Below are 21208 nucleotides of genomic sequence, written 5' to 3'. Positions count from 1 at the left end.
GTAGTTAGTAGACTGAAATCTGCTCACAATTTTCGCATCTACTATGGGAGCGCACAACATCCAGATATTTGATACCACGCTGCGCGACGGCGAGCAAGTGCCGGGCTGCAAGCTAAACAAGGAAGAGAAACTTGTAATTGCCCGGCAGCTGGAACTACTCGGCGTGGATGTTATCGAGGCGGGCTTTCCAGTGTCGAGTCCTGGCGATTTTGCCGCCGTGGAGGCCATTGCCGCCCAAACCCGCGAAGCCACCGTGTGCGGTCTGACCCGCGCCGTGGAAAACGATATTCGTGTGGCCGCCGATGCCCTGCGCAAGGCCCGCTACCCCCGCATTCATACCGGCATTGGCACCTCCGAGCTGCACGTGCTGCACAAGCTACGCACCACCCAACAGGACGTAGTGGAGCGCGCCGTAGCCGCCGTGAAACTGGCTAAATCTTTTGTGGAGGACGTGGAGTTCTACGCCGAAGACGCTGGCCGCACCGACAACGAGTTTCTAGCTCGTGTGTGCGAAGCGGCTATCAAAGCCGGCGCCACTGTCCTCAACATCCCCGACACCACCGGCTACTGCCTACCCTCCGAGTACGGTGCCAAGATTAAGTACCTCGCTGATAACGTGCGCGGTATCGAAAACGTCACGCTTTCCACCCACTGCCACAACGACCTGGGCATGGCTACGGCCAACTCCATTGCGGGCGTCATCAACGGGGCTCGGCAGATTGAGTGCACCATCAACGGGGTAGGGGAGCGGGCCGGCAACACGGCCCTGGAAGAAGTGGTGATGGTACTGCGCCAGCACGGCGACCTGGGCCTGACTACAGGCGTGAACACCAAGCTGCTCACCGAAACCTCGGCCATGGTGTCGCACCTGATGCAGATGCCGGTGCAGGCCAACAAGGCCATCGTGGGCGCCAACGCCTTTGCGCACTCCAGCGGCATCCACCAAGATGGCGTGATTAAGCACCGCGCTACCTACGAAATCATTGATCCGCAGGAGGTAGGTGCCCCCGACTCGGCTATTGTGCTTACTGCCCGCTCAGGCCGCGCCGCGCTGGCCTACCGTTTGCAGAAGCTCGGCTACGCCTTCGGCGGCCAGTCGCTCAACAAAGCTTACGCCTCGTTCCTGGTGCTGGCCGACTGCCAAAAGGAAGTGCAAGACCACGATTTGCACGCGCTGGTAGAGCAGGAGAAGTTGGTGGCCGTTGAGTAAGTTTTTGAAGTGAAGTAAGAAATAAAGCAGAGCAAAGCAGCCCGTCATGCTGAGCGAAGCGGAGCGTAGTCGAAGCATCTCTACCGTGAGTAATCATACTTGACTATAACGAAGCGGTAGAGATGCTTCGACTACGCTCCGCTTCGCTCAGCATGACGGGCTGATGGAATAGACCACCCCACCCCATGCCCAAGTCCTTATTTGATAAAATCTGGGAGGCCCACGTAGTCAAAACCGTGGGCGATTTGTCGGTGTTTTACATCGACCGCCACCTGATTCACGAAGTAACCAGCCCGCAGGCTTTCGACGAAATCGAGGCGCGCGGGCTGCCACTTTTCCGGCAACAGCAGATTATAGCTACTGCCGATCACAACGTGCCTACCCTCAACCAGCACCTACCCATCCAGGAGCCGCTTAGCCGCTCGCAGGTAGATAAGCTGACTGAAAACTGCGCTAAATACGGCGTGGAGCTATATGGCCTGGGGCATGAGCGCCAGGGTATTGTGCACGTCATCGGGCCGGAGTTGGGCCTAACGCAGCCGGGCATGACCATCGTGTGCGGCGACAGCCACACGTCTACCCACGGCGCGTTTGGCGCTATTGCCTTCGGAATTGGTACCAGTCAGGTGGCGCAGGTGATGGCCTCGCAGTGCCTGCTCATCGACCGGCCCAAACGCATGCGCATTTCCGTGGATGGCGACTTGCGGCCGGGGGTAGGCGCCAAAGACCTGATTCTCTACGTGATTGCGCAGCTGGGTACCGGCGGAGGCACGGGCTACTTCGTGGAGTATGCGGGCAGCGCCGTGCGCAGCCTGAGCATGGAAGGCCGCATGACGGTCTGCAACATGAGCATCGAAATGGGTGCCCGCGGCGGCATGATTGCCCCCGACCAGACCACCTTCGACTACCTGCAAGGCCGCCCCTACGCGCCTCAGGGCGAGCAGTGGGAGCAGGCCGTGGCCTACTGGCAGACGCTCTACTCCGAAGACGGCGCCGAGTTTGAGGCCGAGCACCACTTCGACGCCGCCAACATCACGCCCATGATTACCTACGGCACCAACCCCGGCATGGGCATTCCGCTAGGCGGCACCATTCCGCTGAATGTGGTGCCGAGCGAAGCTGCTGGCTTCAGCAAATCGTTGCAGTACATGGGCCTGGCGCCGGGCGAGTCGTTGCTGGGTAAACCCATTGACTATGTGTTTATTGGCAGCTGCACCAACTCCCGCATCGAGGACCTGCGCACCGTGGCAGCCTACGTGCAGGGCAAGCACAAAGCGCCCCACGTGGAGGCCATCATCGTGCCTGGCTCCAAGCAGGTAGAAAAGCAGGCGAAAGAGGAAGGCTTAGATAAAATTCTGGCCGCAGCCGGTTTCGAGTTGCGTGAGCCAGGGTGCAGCGCCTGCCTGGCCATGAACGAAGACAAGATTCCGGCCGGCGCCTATTGCGTGTCTACCTCCAACCGCAACTTCGAAGGCCGCCAGGGACCCGGCGCCCGCACGCTGCTGGCCTCGCCGCTGGTAGCGGCCATTGCGGCGGTAGAAGGCAAAATCAGCGCCGTGCCTGCGTATGCCGAGCTAGAGCTGGTAGGCGGGTAAGTAGCTTACCCACTTGTTTGCCCACTTGTCATCCTGAGCTTGCGAAGGACCTTCTCACGCAAGAACGACAAGCGTAATAACGATTCGTCCACGCATGAGAAAGTCCTTCGCAAGCTCAGGATGACAGGCGGGCAGACAAGCAGATTCTTTCTATCTCCAAATTTTGGCCTGATCTCAGGCTACTCAATACATGGAAAAATTTCAAGTCCTACGTTCCACCGCGGTGCCCCTACCCAACGAAAACGTGGACACTGACCAGATCATACCAGCACGCTTTCTAAAGGCCACCACTCGCGAGGGATTCGGTCAGAACCTGTTCCGCGACTGGCGCTACACAGCCGACGGCCAGCCCAAGCCCGACTTTGTGCTGAACAACCCGCGCTATTCTGGCCGGATTTTGGTGGCAGGTCAGAACTTCGGGTGTGGTTCCAGCCGGGAGCACGCCGCCTGGGCTATTTTCGATGCGGGTTTTAAGGTGGTTATTTCCAGCTACTTTGCTGACATATTTCGGGGCAATGCGCTGAACAACGGCTTGCTACCCCTGCAAGTATCGGAGGAGGTGCTGCAACGCCTGCTGGCGCAGATCGAGCAGGACCCGCAGATGGAGTTAGTGGTAGATCTGGCCGCGCAGACACTGAGCGTGCCCGTGTGGGAGGAGAGCATTCCGTTTGCCATCGACCCCTACAAAAAAGAGTGCCTGCTGAACGGGTACGACGATATTGATTTCTTAGTAAGCCAAAAAGAGGCCATTGCCGCCTACGAAACATCCCGACCATGGACGTATTAAAAAAGAAAATAGCAGTGCTGGCCGGTGATGGTATCGGCCCAGAAGTGTGCCGCGAGGCCATTAAGGTGCTAGAGGCCGTAGCCGAGCGCTTTGGCCACCAATTTACCTTCGATCAGCAGCTGATGGGGGCCTGCGCCATCGACGCCACCGGCGACCCGCTACCCGCGCAAACCCTGGATGCCTGCTTCGCAGCCGATGCTGTGCTGCTGGGTGCCATCGGCGACCCAAAGTACGATAACAACCCAGCCGCCAAGGTGCGCCCCGAGCAGGGCCTGCTGCGCCTGCGCAAGTCGCTGGGCCTGTACGCCAACATCCGGCCCGTGACGGCTTACGACGCGCTGCTGGCACATTCGCCGCTGAAACCGGAGCGCATCAGCGGCACCGATATGCTAATTTTTCGGGAGCTGACGGGCGGCATCTACTTCGGCGACAAGGGCCGCACGGCCGATGGGCAGGGCGCCTACGACCACTGCACCTACTCCCGCGAGGAGGTAGCGCGCATTGCCCACCGCGCTTTTCAGGCTGCCGAAACGCGCCGTGGCAAGCTCACGCTGGTAGACAAGGCCAACGTGCTGGAAACCTCGCGCCTGTGGCGCGAAGTGGTGCAGCAGATTGCCCCGCAGTACCCCGAGGTGCGCGTCGATTATCTGTTTGTGGACAACGCGGCCATGCAGGTGATTCTGAATCCCAAGCAGTTCGACGTAATTCTGACCGAGAACATGTTCGGCGACATCATTTCCGACGAAGCCTCCGTTATTGCCGGCTCGCTGGGTTTGCTACCCTCCGCCTCCGTGGGCGACCAAGTGGCCCTGTTCGAACCTATCCACGGTTCGTTTCCGCAGGCCAAGGGTAGGGGCATTGCCAACCCCATTGCCACGATTTTGTCGGGCGCGATGATGCTGGAACACTTTGGGTTGCAGGAAGAAGCCGATGCGGTGAAAGCCGCCGTGCAAGCCGCCCTCGACACCAACATCCTGACACCGGAGCTGAATGCCCTCACCCCATGTAGCACCGAGCAGGTAGGCAACTTTATTGCCTATCAGGTAGCGGGTGGCATCGATTGCCAGATGTACAAAGAAAATATTGCTGTGGGCATGAGCACTATTATTTAGTGGTGGTGCTACCGCTTTCCGGAAAGCAACAACAAAAAAGTCTGCTAGCAATCAGCTAGCAGACTTTTTTGCGTTAAGATCACGCATGTTTGCCGGGTACAAGCGGAGTGGTTTACCGAGCATGTAGGACTTGTTATTTCAATAGTAGAAAGCAAGCAGGAAACTCATACCTAGAAAATAACCTTATCCTCTGAACCTGCGTCAGAGAAAGCAACTATAGCCGGCGCCCAACGTCTCCTATCGGTAACCTCACCGAACGGTTTCTACCCAATAACCTTATGTGGATTGTTTTTTCTTTGTTGGCAGCCTTGTCGGCGGCGGCGGTAGTAACGTTGTCAAAAATCGGGATTAAGAATATCGAGTCGAGTGTGGGGTTTGCTGTTCAGTCGGTGCTGATTGTGATAGTAGCCTGGAGCTTCGTGTTTTTTCAGGGACATTTCAGCGAGGTGCAGCGCATTGACCGCCGCTCCTGGATGTTTCTGGTAACAGCCGGCATTATTACGTGTATGTCCTCGCTGTTTTCGTTTCAGGCGCTCAAGATGGGCGAGGCCTCCCGCACCAGCTCGTTCGACAAAGTTTCGCTGGTGTTCTCCGTTATTCTGGCTATTGTATTCTTGAAAGAAAAGCTGAACTGGCAACTGGCAGTAGGCGTCACGCTGATGGGAGCCGGCGCCATCTTCATCGCGTACTCCGGCGACACGAAGTAGGTAGGGTAGTACCTACGGCTGCATAGGCCGCTGCCGCACCAGCGCCTTCCACTGCCGATGATACCACCAGAAGACCAACCCGCCGGGCAGAAATACCAGCCCTACCGACCAGCTAGCAACGGTTAGAAAAGAGAAGCGAGGCTGGTGCGAAAGCACTTCGGCTACCAGCCCCACGTACAGCTCCATTACCGACCAGTACATACCATAGTAATGCCACGTGAGCCACGCAGAAGCGGGTTTCCTGATGATTACCGGCATCATACCGGCCAACAGGGTAGCCAGTGTGAGCAGCGCGGCGTAGTGAAAAACGCCGAAAGCGTGGTATACACGGTACACGCCGAAGGCCGTAACCAGCATCACCACCATGCTGCCGAGGTAGGCATACCCCAACCGTTTGTGCGAATAGGTGCCCCACCGGCCGGCCAGCAAAACGGATGGCCCCAGCAGCAAAGCTGAAATAGCGGCTACGAGATGCAGAAAGCCCGGAAAGCTGTAAAAAAAGCGTTGGCATGTCCAACCAACTAGTAACAGAGAGAATAGTTGGGTTTTCAGGCTCCTAGCTGTGCCGCTAACTCGTGCAGGTCGTGGGCTATGTAGGTGAAGGCGTGCTCCGGGTGCAGATCTGCGGTTTGGCCGGGGCCGTGTTCCAACGGGCGCGCAACGAAAGCCGTTTGCAGGCCCTGAGCTCCGGCAGCCACCAAATCCTCGTTGTGGGCTGCTACCATCAATACCTCGTGTGGCGTGAGGCCCAGCGCCGCAACGCTACGAAGGTAGGCTTCGGGCTGCGGCTTGTAGTGCTGCGCCACCTCGGCGCCCAGAATGACGTCCCACGGCAGGTTGGCAAACTTGGCCATGTGTACCGCCAGCGCAATATCAGCGTTGGAGTTGGGGGCAAGGATGAAGCGCGTTTTCAGGCGGTGCAGGCCGGCTACGGTATCGGGCCAGGGTAGGAGGTGGCGCCAGGCTAGGTTGAACGCATCGCGCTCGGTTGCGGGCACTTGTTGCAAGCCAAAATCGGCCAGCACAGTATCCAACGACTCCCGGTTGAGGATTTCCAGGCGCGTCCAGGGGCGTGCGCCGCTGCGCACACTCGTGAGTTGGGGTTGGTATTGGGCTCGCCAGGCATCAGCAAACGCTGCCCAGTTGGTATCCGGTAGGCCAAGGCGCTGGCCCAGTGCCTCGCCGGCCTTTGTGATGCCGGTACGCCAGTCGACGCACGTACCAAACACGTCAAACAACAGGGCTTTGGGAAGAGGTGCTACGGGCATACAGGCAGAGTGGCAAGGCTGAAAATTGCTTGCTTTTACGGCCGCAACATATAAATGTGCTCAATACCATCCTCTAAATACACGTCGCCTTGCTGCGCAAAGCCGAAGCTTTCGTAAAATGCCTTCAGATACAGCTGCGCCCCAATTTTGATGGGCTGCGGCCCAAAAGCCCGTTCGCAGGCGTTGATGGACTGGTGCATCAGCTCCTGGCCCAAACCGGAGCGGCGATAAGCGGGCGACACCACCACGCGCCCAATACTCACTTGCGCGTAGCAGTCGCCCGCGTCGAAAAGACGGGTGTAGGCGGCTAGCTCGCCGGTTTCGGTGCGGCCTAGTAGGTGCAGGGCGGTTTGGTCTTGGCCGTCAATATCCTGAAAAGCACAGGTTTGCTCCACCACAAATACCTCGCTGCGAAGTCGTAGCAGGGCGTATAACTCTTCCAGGGAAAGGGTAGGGTAAGGCTTGAGGGTCCAGTTCAGCTTCATGGTAAAAGTGCGGAGAAGGTCTAATCGAAGGCGCAAAGATTGCCGTAGTAAGGGAAACAATTGCGTTGCCCGCCTGGGCGACCCCACATCTACGACAAACTGTATGGACTATATCCGACTGGGCAACACCGGCCTGCACGTCTCTCGCATCTGCCTTGGCACCATGACCTACGGGAAGCCCACCGAGCGCTGGCCCTGGGCCCTGGACGAAGAACAAAGCCGCCCCTTCATCAAGCAAGCCCTGGAAAAAGGCATCAATTTCTTCGACACCGCCGACGTGTACGCCGACGGGGCTAGCGAGGAAGTGGTAGGACGCGCCTTGCGCGACTTTGCCAAGCGCGACGAAGTAGTGTTGGCCACCAAAGTATTCAACCCCATGGGACCAGGCCCCAATAATAAGGGCCTGTCGCGCAAGCATATCATGAGCGCCATCGACGCCAGCCTGAAGCGTCTCGGTACCGATTACGTGGACCTCTACCAGATTCACCGTTGGGATTATAACACGCCCATTGAGGAAACGCTGGAAGCGCTGCACGATGTGGTCAAGGCTGGTAAAGCACGCTACATTGGTGCCTCCAGCATGTACGCGTGGCAGTTTGCGCAGGCGCTCTATCTAGCCGATTTGCACGGCTGGACGCGTTTTGTGAGCATGCAGCCACATTACAACCTAGTGTACCGCGAGGAGGAGCGCGAAATGCTACCCCTGTGCGAAGACCAGAAAATTGGCGTGATTCCGTGGTCACCGCTGGCGCGGGGGCTGCTCACGGGCGGCCGCAGCAAGGAGCGAAACGAAACTGAGCGCGCCAAAACCGATGCCTTTGGCAAGAGCCTGTACGGCCGCGACGATGACTTTGCCGTTGCCGACCGCGTAACGGAAATTGCCGAGGAGCGCGGCCTACCCGCCGCGCAAATTGCGCTGGCGTGGGTGCTGTCGAAGTCGGTCATTACTGCACCCATCGTAGGCGCCAGTAAGCCCGGACACCTCGATGATGCCGTGGCCGCCGTGGGCGTGACGCTTTCTCAGGACGAAATCAAGCGCCTGGAGGAGCCCTACCAGCCACATCCGGTGCTGGGCTTCTCGTAAGGCTGTTGGTCATGCTGAGCGGATCGCGTGCTGACGAAGGTTACTATCTATCGTCAGCACGCAAGATGCTTCGACTCTGCTCAGCATGATATGCATAAACCACTCTATTCCTACCTACTACAACCAATCAGACGATGACTGCTATTCCCAAAGACAAAGCCCTCGATAGTACCCTGAGTTTTCTGCGCGAAGGCTACCATTTTCTGCCCCAGCGGTGGAAGCGCCACCACTCCGATATTTTCCAGATGCGCCTGATGGGCGAGAAGGCCGTGTGCTTGAGTGGTGAGGAAGGCGCGGCCTTGTTCTACAACCAAGAACACTTCCAGCGCGAAGGCGCCCTACCCCGGCGCATCCTCACTACTCTTATGGGGCAGGGCGGCGTGCAAACGCTGGATGATGCTGCCCATCAGCACCGCAAAGCGTTGTTTATGTCTTTGATGACGCCCGGCAGCTTGCACCAGTACAGCACGTTGGTAGCCGAGAATTGGCGTGCCTATTTGCGCCGCTGGGAGCAGCTGGAGCAAGTAGAGTTATTTCCGGAAGTGGAGGAAGTGCTGTGCCGGGCGGCGTGCGCGTGGGCCGGGGTGCCCTTCGAGGAGAAGGACATCAAGCCCCTGGCCCGCGACCTGAGCGCCATGATTGACGCGTTTGGTGGGGTAGGGCCGCGCCACGCCAAGGGCAAGCTGGCCCGCCACCGCGCCGAGCGGTGGGTAGGCAAGATGATTGACAACGTGCGCGCCGGCAAGCAGTACGCCGTAGAAGGCAAGGCACTGCACGCCATTTCCTGGCACCGCGAGCTGGATGGTAAGCTGTTATCTACGCACGTGGCCAGCGTGGAGCTGTTGAATCTGATACGGCCTATTGTGGCCATTGGGCACTACGTGGTGTTTGAAGCGCTGGCCCTGCACGAGCACCCGCGTTGCGCCGAAATGCTGCGCAACGGTCCTGCCCAATACCCCGAGTGGTTTACGCAGGAAGTGCGCCGTTTCTACCCCTTCACTCCCCTGCTGGGCGCCCGCGTGCGCGCCGATTTCGAGTGGCACGGCTATCGTTTCCGCAAGGGCACGCTCACGCTGCTCGACGTGCACGGCATCAACCACGACGAACGCCAGTGGGAGCACCCGCACCTGTTCCGTCCCGAGCGGTTCCGCGACTGGAACGGCAGCCCATTCAACTTCATCCCCCAGGGCGGCGGCGACTACGCCCACAACCACCGCTGCGCCGGCGAGTGGCTCACCATCGAAACCATGAAAACCGCCGCCGTGCTGCTGGCCACTAGCATGACCTACGACGTGCCTGAACAGAACCTGAGCGTGGACATGACCCGGATGCCAACGCTGCCCGCTAGCGGCTTTATTATCCGCAATGTACGGGCCGCAGCTACAGCCGTAGCGCCCATTGCTACTGCGCCAACCGTTGCGGCCGCCGCTGCGGGCTGCCCATTTCACTAATGCAGTTGTACTGAATGGTGTCTCAAGGTAAGATGCGCGCACAAGGCGTCATTCGTATTCGTGCGGGTGGCGCTTCTGCGTATCAGCCAAACTATGCTTATTAGTGCATAGCAGGAGAGTGCGGGAGGGTAGGGCGCCGGAAATAGTGCAGCTTTGAAGTAGGCTATTGTTCCACAAACGCATGGTCGGATGCCGGTGCTGCGGCCGTGGGAATCCGTAGTGCCACTACCCTGACCACGCGCTTTGTTGGCGCCTTTTATGCGCTATCTTGCAACGCCTGCATAGCATGCGATTCTCCCTAAAACCATTTTTAGTATCCGCATGGCGGCTCAGAAGCCACCTAACCTAGTAGATTTTCATGTTCAGCTTAACAGGAAAAAGTGCTGTAATTACCGGCGGCGGTAGTGGTATCGGCCAAGCAATGGCCCAACTATTTGCCAAGCAGGGCGCTACCGTACACATCATTGAATTGAATGAGGAAGCCGCCCGGCAAACCGTAGATACCATTGCGCAGGCCGGCGGCCAAGCCCAGGCGCATCACCTCAATATCAGCCAGCAGGCGGAGGTAGTGCGGGTATTTCAGGAAATAGGGAAAATTGATATTCTGGTGAATAACGCCGGTATTGCGCACGTGGGCAATGTGGAAAATACCACCGAAGCTGACTTCGAGCGTGTGTACCAGGTGAACGTGAAGGGCGCCTACAACTGCCTCTACGCCGCCCTACCCATCATGAAAGCCCAGGGTAGCGGGGCCATTCTGAACCTGGCTTCCATCGCCGCCGTGGTAGGCATCACCGACCGGTTTGCCTACTCCATGAGCAAGGGCGCCATCTACGCCATGACGCTCTCCGTGGCCCGCGACTACCTCGACGCCGGTATCCGGTGCAACAGCATCTCGCCGGCCCGCGTGCACACGCCTTTTGTGGATGGCTTCATCGCCAAAAACTACGCCGGCCGTGAGGAGGAAATCTTCGATAAGCTGTCCAAAAGCCAGCCCATCGGCCGCATGGGCAAGCCCGAGGAGGTAGCCGCCCTGGCCCTCTACCTCTGCTCCGACGAAGCCGGTTTCGTAACCGGCTGCGACTACCCGCTGGACGGCGGCTTTATCAAGCTGAATAACTAAGAAGCCGTTGGAACGATGTAGAGACGCATACTTGTGTCTCGTCGCATGCGCCATATGCCCGAAATCGTTCAACGACGAGACGTAAGTATGCGTCTCTACATCGTTCACTAGCTAGCGCAAACGGTCTTTAAATAATTAGGCTAGATAAGCGAGACGGGGTAGCGAGGCCACAAAGTGTCGCTACCCCGTTCTGCTATTTATACTAACAATACCACCAAACTGCGCGCCCCGTGCGCCCCAATCACCAACGACTGCTCGATATCCGCCGTTTTAGAGGGGCCGGCCAGGAACGTGCCGTAGCCGCCCACCGAGGGGATGCGGGCGTAGGCTTGGTGCATGGTAGCTACTAGATTGCGCCGGTCGAGGACCAAGGCCAGGTGTTGGGTAATCATGGGTAGGGCGCGGTGCAGCATATTGGCTTCCGGCACCCAGATAGACCCGTTTTCGGCCACGCCGAACTCACCTTGCAACACGGCCAAGTCCACGGCTGCAAGCACCTCAATGGACGTTTGCGCATCTATGGGCACGTTGGCTTCCGGCAGCAGGGGAGAGGCAATACGGTAGTCGGCCGGAAACAGCTGGTGAATCACTTCCGGCAGCCGGGTAGCATCCAGCACGTCTACCACTGTGCCGCCTATGCCTTGCACGATGCTGGTAAACTTCTCCACCGATTCGTCGCCCTCGAAAGACGGCACGGTAGGCAGCGGTAGCTCATCGGGCTGGTTGGCGCGCACGGCGGCCAGTATTTTCTCGCGGGAAGAAGACAAGAGGTGAAAGTATGAAGTTGTGATTTTGGATTAGGTGCCTCATTGAACGTCATTCCTCGACAAGCTCGGAATGACGTTCAATGAGGTATGACATTCATATGGATGTTCTATTTCACCGCTTGCTGGGCGTACCACTCGCGGAAGCTCTGCTTCGGCGGTTCGGGCAGCTCGCGGGCTATGGCCCAGGGGTTGTAACCCTTGCCGTGGGTGAGGCCGTGGGGTAGAAGGCGCAGGCTTTGGCGAGCTATCTTGCTGCCCAGCCCATACACGGCAGGCTTAGCCAGCACGCGGCTCAGTAGACGCATGCTCCACTTCTTGCTGGCCGGAATTTCGCCCGCCTGTCCCAGCACCTGCCGCCACTTATACAGCTGGGTGTGAATGTCGATTTTCACTGGGCACACATCCGTGCAAGAGCCGCAGAGCGTGCTGGCGAAGGGTAGGGAAGCGTGCTTGCGCATATCAATATTGGGCGATAGAATCGCGCCAATCGGTCCCGGAATGGTGAAGTCGTACGAGTGGCCGCCGCTGCGGCGGTACACGGGGCAAGTGTTCATGCAGGCCCCGCACCGGATGCACTTCAACGACGCCCGAAAATCGGGGCGACCGAGTTGCTTGGTGCGCCCGTTGTCTACAATTACCACGTGCATTTCCTTACCCTCAGCGGGCTTGCTGAAGTGGGAAGTGTAAGTAGTGATAGGCTGGCCGGTGGCGCTGCGCGTGAGAATGCGCGTGAATACGCTCAGATCAGAAAGGCGCGGAATCAGCTTTTCCATGCCCATGCAGGCAATGTGCACCTTGGCCAGGTTCACGCCCAGGTCGGCGTTGCCCTCGTTGGTGCACACCACCACCGAGCCGGTTTCGGCCACCGCAAAGTTGACGCCCGAAATGGCGACTTCACTGACCAAAAACTTCTCGCGCAGGTGCTGGCGAGCGGTTTCAGTGAGCTGCTGCGGGTCGTTGTTGCCTTTTTCGGTGCCCAAGTGCAGGTGAAACGTGTCGCCTACATCCTCTTTTTTCAAGTGAATGGCGGGCAGCACCACATGGCTGGGCGCCTCATCGCGCAGCTGAATAATCCGCTCGCCCAAATCCGTGTCAATCACGTCTACCCCGTGCTTGATAAGGTAGGGATTGAGGTGGCATTCCTCCGTGAGCATGGACTTGCTCTTAACCACGCGGGTGGCGTTGTGCTGCTTCAACAGGTTGAGCACAATCTGGTTATGCTCGTGCGCATCGGCGGCCCAATGCACCTGTACGCCGTTGCGGCGGGCGTTTTCCTCGAACTGTTGAAGGTAGAAATCCAGCCGGCTGAGGGTGTGGTCCTTGATATCGGAAGCCAGCTGACGCAATTCCTGAAACTCGGGCGTGGCGTACACGGCCTTATCGCGCTTCTGCCGCACAAACCACAGCGTTTCGTCGTGCCAAGTGGTGCGCTCGGCATCAAGCAGAAAGATATCGGAACGTTGGGAATGACTCATAGAACGGCGCCGTTTAGGATTTCGGCCGCGTGCATCACTTTGATAGGCAGCTTGGCGCGGCGCACAATGCCTTCCAGGTGCATTAGGCACGACATGTCGCCGCCCGTGAGCACGCGGGTGCCGTTGCGAACATGGTCGGCTACGCGGTCCTGGCCCATCCGCGCCGAGATACCGGCCTCGCTCACGCAAAATGTGCCGCCAAAGCCGCAGCACTCGTCGTTGCGGTCCAGTTCGGTCAGCTCCAGGCCCTGCATGCTGCTGAGCAACCGCCGCAGCTGCCCGTCGCGCACGGGCGTCATCTCCGATTCGTTGGCCTGGTGCAGGCCGCGCTGGCCGTGGCAGCTCAGGTGCAGCCCTACCTTGTGCGGAAAAGAACCAGGTATTTCGTTGATGTCGAGAATGTTGAGAATGAAATCGAACAGCTCGTAGGTATTGGTGCGCACGTGCTGCACGGCTGGCGTTTGGTCAATAATGTCGAAGTGCTTACGGACGTGGTAGACGCAGCTACCGGCCGGCCCCACCACGTACTCATAGCCATCGAACGCATCCACAAAGTTGTGGTACACCGGAATGGCGTCCCGCTCGCAGCCGCTGTTGGCCATGGGCTGGCCGCAGCAGGTCTGTTGCTTGGGGAAATCGGCCTGCACGCCCAACTTCTCTAGCAGCTGTAGGGTGGCAATGCCCACCTGCGGGTAAAACTGATCGACGTAGCAGGGTACAAAAAGGGCTACTTTCATAGGTTACTCTAAACGTCATGCTCCATCTGGCGTCCGCTTGTCGAAGCAGCTCGTGTGCTGACGACAGATACTATCGATATCGAGCATCAGCAAGCGAGCTGCTTCGACAAGCGGACGCCAGATGGAGCATGACAACGAATCTAAGCTGTTCAGTTGAATAACAACTGCGTTTTTTCCAGGCTTTACCCTGTTCCAGGTGAATGAGGGCGCCCAGGGCGGTGGCTTGCGACACCTCTAACGTACGGTTTTTTTGCTTCGGGGAAGTTCTGGCCCAGCAGCTGCATGAACAGCGGGTTGCGGGCAAAGCCGCCGTCCACGTAAATCAGCTTCTCGTTCTGCCGCACTAAGTTGATAGATTCGGTAAGAATGTTCATCAACCCGTGCATGAGGTGCTGGTATGCGTCGGCGTCGGTGCTGAATCCGCTCAGGGCGTGCCCTACTCCATGTGGTCTAGGTACAACTTGCCCGTGGTCGATAACAGGCATAACAGCACCTGCGCCAGTTGCTGGTAATCTAACTCGACTTTGCGAAAAAAATCTTGGATCCCGAATGTCATCCACCACAGAAGCGGCGTTGAGGCGGGCGCCGTCGGCATTGGTGTGAGTATAGTCGCCAGGAAAAAAGCTACTGACCTTTTCCGATCCAAGATGGTTGTATTGCGCTGCTGTAAGGCCATTCAGGTCGATGAAGGGCACACCTTCCTGGCGGGCAACCTCGGCGGCCCAGCGCCCAAAATCCTGATCGGCTAGCACTACCTTACCGTCCTTCCACTCGTTGCGCGGAATCATGGAAGCGATGATAGGTTTGGCGCCCTTCGCCTTGGCCCCGCGCACAAACTGGCGCAGGTACCAGCCGTAGGTATGCACCGTTTCATGGTGGCCAAGTTCCTTGGTTTCGTTGCCGGTACCGCGTAGCACGCCGCGCCGGCCGGCCTTGGTGGTATCGGGCACGCTCCCCTCGTTGTGCCCAAACTGCATCAGCAGAAAGTCGCCTGGTTTCAACAGCGAATCTACCTGCTGCCAACGTTGCTCTGACACAAACGTACGGGTGCTGCGGCCTGCCTTGGCACGATTCACAATATGCAGGCGAGTAGCATCAAAAAAAAGTCGGCAAAGCGGCTCCCCAGCCCATTTGGGGCGTGTTGCTATTGTTGACCGTCGAGCCGCCGATAAGGTAGAGGGTAGGGCGCGGGGTAGGCTGTAGGGTCACACTTGTGAGCAGCGTTACGAGAAATGCCAGCCCTATAACTACTCGAAAGTGAGTGAATAAGCGCCTAGAAACTAAGTAGTAAGGAAAGAACCCAAGTACGCGAAAGCGCTAGGCCAATCCCTCCTGCACCTACCCGTTGCGCTGGTAGGCGCCTAATGCGGTAGTTCTAAAAAGCAAAGCGCTCCGGTAGAATATCGACCGGAGCGCTTCAGGATAAGCAATGGCACCGAAAACAGTGCCGTTACGCCTTCTTCAAAAACTCGGTTTTCAGCACCATGGTGCTACCGCCGGCGCGTCCTTCAACTTCGGCGGGGCTGTTGGTAAGACGAATGTTCTTCACCAGCGTGCCGCGCTTAAGCGTCTGCGACGAGCCTTTCACTTTCAAATCCTTAATCAGCGTTACCGAATCGCCCTCGGCGAGTAGGTTGCCGTTGCTGTCTTTTACGTCCATGAGGGTAGGGAAACGAAGATGCGGGTAATCGCACCGTCCACAAAATCCGTGAAATCCGAGCGAATACGTGATTTTAGACGTTGAAGCGGAAGTGCATGATGTCGCCGTCCTGCACCACATATTCTTTGCCTTCTACGGCCATCTTGCCGGCTTCTTTGATCTTGGCTTCCGAGCGATACTGCTCGTAATCAGCCAGTTTAATTACCTCGGCGCGGATAAAGCCTTTCTCGAAATCGGAGTGGATAACGCCGGCGGCGGCGGGGGCTTTGTCACCGCGGTGCACGGTCCAGGCGCGCACTTCCTGCACGCCGGCGGTGAAGTAGGTAATCAGGTTCAGCAGTTCGTAGCTAGCGCGAATCAGGCGGTTTAGACCCGACTCGGTGAGGCCGTACTCACCCAGGAACATTTCCTTTTCCTCGGCATCTTCCATCTCCGCAATCTGCGACTCGATGGCGGCCGATACCACTACTACCTGTGCGTTTTCGTTTTTTACATGGTCCCGCAGCGCATCCACGTAGGCGTTACCGTTGTTCTGAATGCTACCCTCGTCCACGTTAGCCACGTAGATAACCGGTTTGATGGTCAGCAATTGCAGATCTTCTACGGCCTCCAACTCGTCTTCGCTGGCGCCCAGCGAGCGGGCGTTGTGGCCGGCTTCGAGGTGGTCTTTGAAGCGTTGCAGAGCCGCTACTTCCTTCTTGGCCTTGGCGTCGCCGCTCTTGGCCGAGCGCTCCGACTTGGCCAGCTTCTTATCGATGCTTTCCAGGTCCTTGAGCTGCAACTCGGTATCAATCACGTCTTTATCGAATACCGGATCAACGCCGCCTGCTACGTGCACGATGTTGTCATCGTCGAAGCAGCGCACCACGTGAATCACGGCGTCTACCTCGCGGATGTTGGCCAGGAATTTATTGCCCAGGCCTTCGCCCTTGCTGGCGCCCTTCACGAGGCCGGCAATGTCCACAAACTCCACGATGGTAGGCACCACGCGCTGGGGCTTCACGATTTCCTCCAGCACTTGCAGGCGCGGGTCGGGCACGGTAATCACGCCCACGTTGGGCTCGATGGTGCAGAAAGGATAGTTGGCCGATTCGGCCTTGGCATTCGATAACGCGTTGAACAGCGTGGACTTACCCACGTTCGGCAGACCGACGATTCCGCAGCGGAGACCCATACGGTGAAATGGTGAAGTTGTGAGATGGTGAGTTGACGTACGCTCAGCGTGTCAATTCGGGTGCAAAGGTAAGGGTTTTGTAGGGGCGCGTTGCACGCGCCCTTCGTCGTTTATCTACGACGAAGTAGGATAGTGCTACTTAGGCAGCACGCTTGATAACCAAAAAACGGCGCGCATCAGCCTGAGCCGATGCGCGCCGTTTTGAACAAACCGAGTAGCAAAAAGGGATAGTAGGGTCTGTTTCGCTAGGCTGTTGGGTTAGTAGGTGTCGGTGCTATTATTGTACGAATCGTTGTCGTAGGCCGGACGGGGGCGGTCCAGCTCGGCTACTTCCTCGGGCGAAAGCAGTTCTTCGCGCACATAATCAACGGCGTCTTGCAGGGCATCGACAAACTTGGCAAAATCTTCTTTGTAAAGGAAAATTTTGTGTTTTTCGTAGGAAAAGGTGTCATCATCCCGGAGACGACGCTTGCTTTCCGTAATAGTGAGGTAGTAGTCCTGCCCGCGGGTAGCCTTCACGTCGAAGAAGTACGTGCGCTTGCCGGCTTTAATGCGTTGGGAGTAAATTTCTTCTTGATCGTGACGGTCTTCCACAGAATCTTCAGTAAGAGTGAGTTATTCCAAAATGAACTTTTTGTAGGCTCAAAGTAAATCAGATACAGCGAATATAAAAATATGGAGTCTGGCTTTTTTTATATAAAAAAGTACCATTTTGGGAAAGTAACCAGGCGTGGCTGTTATCGACTACGCTATGGTGGCACTGTTTCTTCTATTTTTACCGTTCGTATACTTCAGGCTCCCTTTGGTGTCGTTCACTTTTTTGCATGTACCCTATGGCGCTCGATCTAGCCGCAGTTCGTTCCTTCGAAAATCTGGAGTTTCTGGCCCGCCAGTTGGTCGAAGGGTTCATCACGGGCTTGCACCAATCGCCCTACCACGGGTTTTCGGTGGAGTTTTCGGAGCACCGCCTCTACAACCCCGGCGAGAGCACCCGCCACATCGACTGGAAAGTGCTGGCCCGCACCGATAAGCTGTTCGTGAAGCGCTACGAGGAAGAAACCAACCTGCGCTGCCACCTGCTGCTCGACGTGTCGCCCTCCATGTACTACCCCGCGCCCGACCACGATAAGCTGCGCTTCAGCATCCTGTGCGCGGCGGCCCTCATCACGCTGCTGCAAAAGCAGCGCGACGCCGTGGGCCTTGTCACCTTCGCCGAGCAGATTGAGCTGCAAACGCCGGTGCGCTCCACCAGCACGCACCGCCACACGCTGCTGCTCACGCTGCAACAGTTGCTAGAACGCCCCGCCGCCGCCCGCCGCCCTACCGATGTGGCGGGCGTGATTCACCGCATTGCCCAGCAGATTCCGAAACGCTCGTTGGTGGTACTTTTCTCCGACATGCTGGGCCGGGCGCCCGAGGAGCAAACGGCGGCGCTGGCGGCCTTGCAGCACCTGCGCCACCAACAGCACGAGGTATTGCTGTTCCATGTGATGGACCGCGCCACCGAATCGAACTTCGATTTTGCCGAGCGGCCCTACCTGTTCGAGGACATCGAAACGGGCGAAACCATTAAGCTGCAACCCGCCCAGGTGCGCGAGCAGTACCGCGCCGCCATGCGCGACTACGAGCAGGAACTGGCCCTACGGTGCGGCCAGTACAAGATTGATTTCGTGCCGGTTGACATTCGGGAGCCGTTCGATAAGGTGCTTTATGCCTATATGGTGAAGCGGGGGAAGGCGAAATAAGTAAGTGGTGAGATAGGGAGGTAGTGCGTAGTGAATGAAAAGTGCGTGTGTCATCCTGAGCTTGCGAAGGACCTTATGACGTGAGAACGAAAGCCGTAACAACGACTCGTTCTGCGGGCATAAGGTCCTTCGCAAGCTCAGGATGACACACGCACTTTTCATTCACCACCTCCCCACTAATCTAAGCTCCGCCACAAATACTTGCATGCCACTGACCGATACGGCCGCCAGGTTTCGGCAATTTCCGTCATGCGGCGGAGTAGGGCGCGGCCGGTTTCTTCCAGGCCGTAGTGCTTGCGCATAGCGTTCTGCACGCCCAGGTCGCCTTCCGAAAACACGTCGGGTTGGTCGAGGGCGAACATCTGAATCATTTGGGCGGTCCAGCGGCCTACCCCTCGTATCTGGGTGAGGTGCTTGGTGAAGTCTTCCTCTGAAAGCTGGCTGAGGTGAGCGTGGTCGAGCTGGTCGCGGAGGGCAAACTCCGCAATAGCGCGCAGGTAGCCGGCTTTCTGGTAGGAGAGGCCGGCGGCGCGTAACTCCTCGTCCGGCATGGCCACTAATACTGAGGGCTCGGGGTAGCCATCGGGTAGGAACAGGCCCTCTACCTTGCGCCAGATAGCCGCTGCTGCCTTAGTCGAAATTTGCTGGCTGACGATGGCGCGCAGCAAGGCTAAGTAGATGTCCTCGTGGGCGCTGGGCTGCACGGGCGGCACCTTCGCGATGATGCGCGCCAAAACCGGATCGGCGGCCGAGAGGTAGGCGCGGGCTTCGGCGTAGGGCTGGGCGTCGTCAGGCAATGTCATCGGCTTGGGTAGGGATGGTGATGGTGTCGAGCAGGTCGCCGGTGGGGGAGAGGCGAATGGCCGTGAGGCCCCGCCCGTCGTAGGCACCCGTGTCGAGGTAAAAGACGTTGGCGGCCTCATCAAAGATGGGCGTGCCATCGGGGGTAGGCGTGTGGCCTACCACTTGCCGCCGCCCAATGTTGTGCAAAGGGCCACGGCGCCACAGAATTCCATCGGGGTTGTTTTCATCGAGTGGCTGCGCCGTGTCGGCCAGGCCGGCGTGGCTGATGAACAGGTGCTTGTTTTCCCAGTAGAGCGGCAACTGGCTCAGCCACGCGGCGTGGTGGCGTAGCGTAGCAGGCGAGTGCATCTGATACTGAAACAAGGTGCCGCGCCCGCCCCATTGCAGCCAGGGAGGGTAGGGGCCATCGGGGCCGCAGTGCTGCCAGAGGCTGGCCTCGTGGTTGCCTTTTAGGAAGAAAGCGGTGTCGGGGTGGCGCTGGCGCAGGCTGATGGCGGAGGCAACGGTAGCAGGCGCGAAATTGCCGCGGTCCACCAAATCGCCTACCTGAATCAGCAGCTCTTTGGCTGGCTGCCAGTGCCGGAGCAGTTGCTGCCACGTGTAGTAGCACCCATGCACATCCCCAACCACAAATAAATTCATACAACTATTATTTCTGTTGCCTGCGCTCAGGCAGGCAGTATGCATCAGCAGGTGTGTAGCCTGCAACGTTTTGGTTAGGTCCTACAAAATTAGTGCTGCAAAGGCTCGGTCTCGCTGGGCGCTACGCTCAGGCCCAGGCGCTTGACGAGCGGTCCGATGCTCAGGCCCTGCACAATGATGGAAAAGACCACCACCACGTACGTGACGGCTACCAGTAGCTCCCGGGCTTCACCGTCGGGCAACGACAGCGCCAGGGCCACAGAAATGCCGCCCCGCAGGCCGCCCCAAGTCAGCACTTTCACGGCGTGCTGAGGAAAGGACCGACGCAGGTTGAGCAGGCGTAGCGGAAGAGCCACGGCTATGAGGCGGGCCAACAACACAATAACGATGGTGCACAGGCCCACTAACAGATACACCGTTTCGAAGCGCAGCACCAAAATCTCGAAGCCAATCAACACAAACAGGATAGCATTAAGAATCTCGTCGAGCATTTCCCAGAACTTATCGACGTACTCACGGGTGGTATCCGACATGCCCAACTGCCGCCCTTGCTGCCCGATAATCAGGCCGGCCACCACTATGGCCAGCGGCCCCGAGGTGTGCAGCGCGGTAGCCAGCGCCGTGCCGCCTGTTACAAGGGCCAGCGTGATGAGCACCTCCACCTGATAATTGTCGATGGATCGGAGCATGCGGTAGCCCACGTAGCCCAGCACGGCGCCCAACACCAAGCCGCCCACGGCTTCCTGCAAAAATAACGTGCCGATGCTGTGTCCCTCGGGCGCTGCCTCGCCAGTGGTAGTAGCAAACTGAGCCAAGCTCACAAAGACCACTACTGCTACGCCATCATTAAATAAGGATTCGCCCACAATACTGATTTCCAATTGCTTAGGAATGCGAGCTTCTTTCAGAATGCCTAAAACTGCAATGGGGTCGGTGGGAGAAATGAGCGAGCCGAACAGCAGGCACCACATAAAGGGTAGCGACAGGCCGAACTGCGGCAGCAGCCAGTAGAGCATAGAGCCCACCAGACACGTGGAAAGGAGCATGCCCACGGTGGCCATTGTGAAAACCGGTACACGCTGCTGGCCCAGCTTCTGGGCGTCTACGTGAATAGCGCCAGCAAACAGCAGGAAGCTTAGCATCACCTGCATCAGAATGGTTTGAAAATCAATCTGCTTTATTGCATTGATGATGTTTGAAACATTGACTATTTCAAAACGCCCTAGCACCACCAAGCCAACGGATGATACCAGCGCCAGCACCATGAGACCAATAGTAGAAGGCAGGCGCAAAAATCGGTGGTTGACATACCCAAACAAGGCGGCGACTACCAGCAGCAGCGCCAGAACGTTGTATAAGCTTAAATACATAAAGTGTGGACT

The 21208-nt window shown here is 57.9% G+C and carries 22 protein-coding genes; 9 read left to right on the top strand and 13 right to left on the bottom strand.

The genetic code is table 11. The features are described from left to right. The first annotated feature begins 43 nt into the window (after window positions 1–43). From F1C16_RS10770 to F1C16_RS10750, 5 genes are all read left to right on the top strand, one after another. A complete protein-coding gene (locus F1C16_RS10770) occupies window positions 44–1210 on the top strand; it encodes a 2-isopropylmalate synthase (RefSeq protein ID WP_185280656.1) in 1167 nt (388 codons plus the stop codon). A gap of 185 nt (window positions 1211–1395) precedes the next feature. Then, a complete protein-coding gene (leuC, locus tag F1C16_RS10765; RefSeq protein WP_185280655.1) occupies window positions 1396–2805 on the top strand; it encodes a 3-isopropylmalate dehydratase large subunit in 1410 nt (469 codons plus the stop codon). 190 nt (window positions 2806–2995) lie between these two features. Next, a complete protein-coding gene (gene leuD, locus F1C16_RS10760) occupies window positions 2996–3592 on the top strand; it encodes a 3-isopropylmalate dehydratase small subunit (RefSeq protein WP_185280654.1) in 597 nt (198 codons plus the stop codon). Continuing rightward, the gene (gene leuB / locus F1C16_RS10755) at window positions 3580–4704 is read left to right on the top strand and encodes a 3-isopropylmalate dehydrogenase (RefSeq protein WP_185280653.1); all 1125 of its coding nucleotides are present in this window, start codon (window positions 3580–3582) and stop codon (window positions 4702–4704) included. Before leuD ends, leuB begins: the two co-directional genes overlap by 13 nt. Window positions 4705–4982: 278 nt before the next feature. Beyond that, window positions 4983–5411, top strand: coding sequence for an EamA family transporter (locus tag F1C16_RS10750; protein WP_185280652.1), 429 nt, complete (start codon window positions 4983–4985; stop codon window positions 5409–5411). Between the two features lie 12 nt (window positions 5412–5423). Here F1C16_RS10750 and F1C16_RS10745 read toward each other — a convergent pair whose 3' ends face one another. The 3 genes from F1C16_RS10745 to F1C16_RS10735 all read right to left on the bottom strand — a co-directional run bounded on the left by F1C16_RS10745 (window position 5424) and on the right by F1C16_RS10735 (window position 7164). Next, window positions 5424–5861 (bottom strand): hypothetical protein, encoded by a 438-nt coding sequence (locus F1C16_RS10745; protein ID WP_185280651.1) that lies wholly within the window; start codon window positions 5859–5861, stop codon window positions 5424–5426. 98 nt (window positions 5862–5959) lie between these two features. After that, window positions 5960–6679, bottom strand: a complete 720-nt coding sequence (locus F1C16_RS10740) for a haloacid dehalogenase type II (RefSeq protein WP_185280650.1) — start codon at window positions 6677–6679, stop codon at window positions 5960–5962. 35 nt (window positions 6680–6714) lie between these two features. After that, window positions 6715–7164 carry a GNAT family N-acetyltransferase gene (locus F1C16_RS10735; protein WP_185280649.1) on the bottom strand — a complete coding sequence of 150 codons (450 nt, stop codon included), beginning with the start codon at window positions 7162–7164 and terminating at the stop codon, window positions 6715–6717. Between the two features lie 103 nt (window positions 7165–7267). On the opposite strand from F1C16_RS10735, the gene F1C16_RS10730 reads away from it, so the two are divergent. The 3 genes from F1C16_RS10730 (at window position 7268) to F1C16_RS10720 (ending at window position 10822) form a co-directional block, all read left to right on the top strand. After that, window positions 7268–8248 carry an aldo/keto reductase gene (locus F1C16_RS10730; RefSeq protein ID WP_185280648.1) on the top strand — a complete coding sequence of 327 codons (981 nt, stop codon included), beginning with the start codon at window positions 7268–7270 and terminating at the stop codon, window positions 8246–8248. Between the two features lie 134 nt (window positions 8249–8382). Then, entirely contained in the window at window positions 8383–9699 is a 1317-nt protein-coding gene (locus F1C16_RS10725; protein WP_185280647.1) for a cytochrome P450, read from the top strand. Window positions 9700–10057: 358 nt separating this feature from the next. Continuing rightward, window positions 10058–10822, top strand: coding sequence for an SDR family NAD(P)-dependent oxidoreductase (locus tag F1C16_RS10720; RefSeq protein WP_185280646.1), 765 nt, complete (start codon window positions 10058–10060; stop codon window positions 10820–10822). Between the two features lie 197 nt (window positions 10823–11019). Here the strand turns inward: F1C16_RS10720 and F1C16_RS10715 are convergent, their stop codons facing one another. The 7 genes from F1C16_RS10715 to F1C16_RS10685 form a co-directional block, all read right to left on the bottom strand. After that, complete coding sequence (locus F1C16_RS10715; RefSeq protein ID WP_185280645.1) at window positions 11020–11589, bottom strand: LUD domain-containing protein; 570 nt, start codon at window positions 11587–11589, stop codon at window positions 11020–11022. A 107-nt stretch (window positions 11590–11696) separates the two neighbouring features. Next, window positions 11697–13064, bottom strand: coding sequence for a lactate utilization protein B (locus F1C16_RS10710; RefSeq protein ID WP_185280644.1), 1368 nt, complete (start codon window positions 13062–13064; stop codon window positions 11697–11699). Beyond that, a complete protein-coding gene (locus tag F1C16_RS10705) occupies window positions 13061–13801 on the bottom strand; it encodes a (Fe-S)-binding protein (protein WP_185280643.1) in 741 nt (246 codons plus the stop codon). The genes F1C16_RS10710 and F1C16_RS10705 overlap by 4 nt, the downstream gene beginning before the upstream one ends. A gap of 182 nt (window positions 13802–13983) precedes the next feature. Next, window positions 13984–14877, bottom strand: coding sequence for a rhamnogalacturonan acetylesterase (locus F1C16_RS10700; protein ID WP_258048874.1), 894 nt, complete (start codon window positions 14875–14877; stop codon window positions 13984–13986). 374 nt (window positions 14878–15251) lie between these two features. After that, window positions 15252–15461 (bottom strand): zinc ribbon domain-containing protein YjdM, encoded by a 210-nt coding sequence (locus F1C16_RS10695; protein ID WP_185280642.1) that lies wholly within the window; start codon window positions 15459–15461, stop codon window positions 15252–15254. A gap of 73 nt (window positions 15462–15534) precedes the next feature. Beyond that, a complete protein-coding gene (gene ychF / locus F1C16_RS10690; protein WP_185280641.1) occupies window positions 15535–16635 on the bottom strand; it encodes a redox-regulated ATPase YchF in 1101 nt (366 codons plus the stop codon). Window positions 16636–16893: 258 nt separating this feature from the next. After that, entirely contained in the window at window positions 16894–17229 is a 336-nt protein-coding gene (locus tag F1C16_RS10685; protein WP_185280640.1) for a DUF3276 family protein, read from the bottom strand. Between the two features lie 239 nt (window positions 17230–17468). Between F1C16_RS10685 and F1C16_RS10680 the strand changes: the two genes are divergently transcribed. Continuing rightward, window positions 17469–18380, top strand: a complete 912-nt coding sequence (locus F1C16_RS10680; RefSeq protein WP_185280639.1) for a DUF58 domain-containing protein — start codon at window positions 17469–17471, stop codon at window positions 18378–18380. 176 nt (window positions 18381–18556) lie between these two features. Here the strand turns inward: F1C16_RS10680 and F1C16_RS10675 are convergent, their stop codons facing one another. The 3 genes from F1C16_RS10675 to F1C16_RS10665 all read right to left on the bottom strand — a co-directional run bounded on the left by F1C16_RS10675 (window position 18557) and on the right by F1C16_RS10665 (window position 21196). Continuing rightward, the gene (locus F1C16_RS10675; protein WP_185280638.1) at window positions 18557–19183 is read right to left on the bottom strand and encodes a DNA-3-methyladenine glycosylase; all 627 of its coding nucleotides are present in this window, start codon (window positions 19181–19183) and stop codon (window positions 18557–18559) included. Continuing rightward, entirely contained in the window at window positions 19170–19826 is a 657-nt protein-coding gene (locus tag F1C16_RS10670) for a metallophosphoesterase (protein WP_185280637.1), read from the bottom strand. Before F1C16_RS10670 ends, F1C16_RS10675 begins: the two co-directional genes overlap by 14 nt. Before the next feature lie 89 nt (window positions 19827–19915). Next, window positions 19916–21196, bottom strand: a complete 1281-nt coding sequence (locus F1C16_RS10665) for a sodium:proton antiporter (RefSeq protein WP_185280636.1) — start codon at window positions 21194–21196, stop codon at window positions 19916–19918. Window positions 21197–21208 lie beyond the last annotated feature (12 nt).

The sequence above is a fragment of the Hymenobacter sp. NBH84 genome, from assembly GCF_014217645.1.
Classification (GTDB): domain Bacteria; phylum Bacteroidota; class Bacteroidia; order Cytophagales; family Hymenobacteraceae; genus Hymenobacter; species Hymenobacter profundi.
The sequence above is the reverse complement of the archived record's forward strand: the minus strand, read 5'-3'. Positions and strand labels throughout refer to the sequence as shown.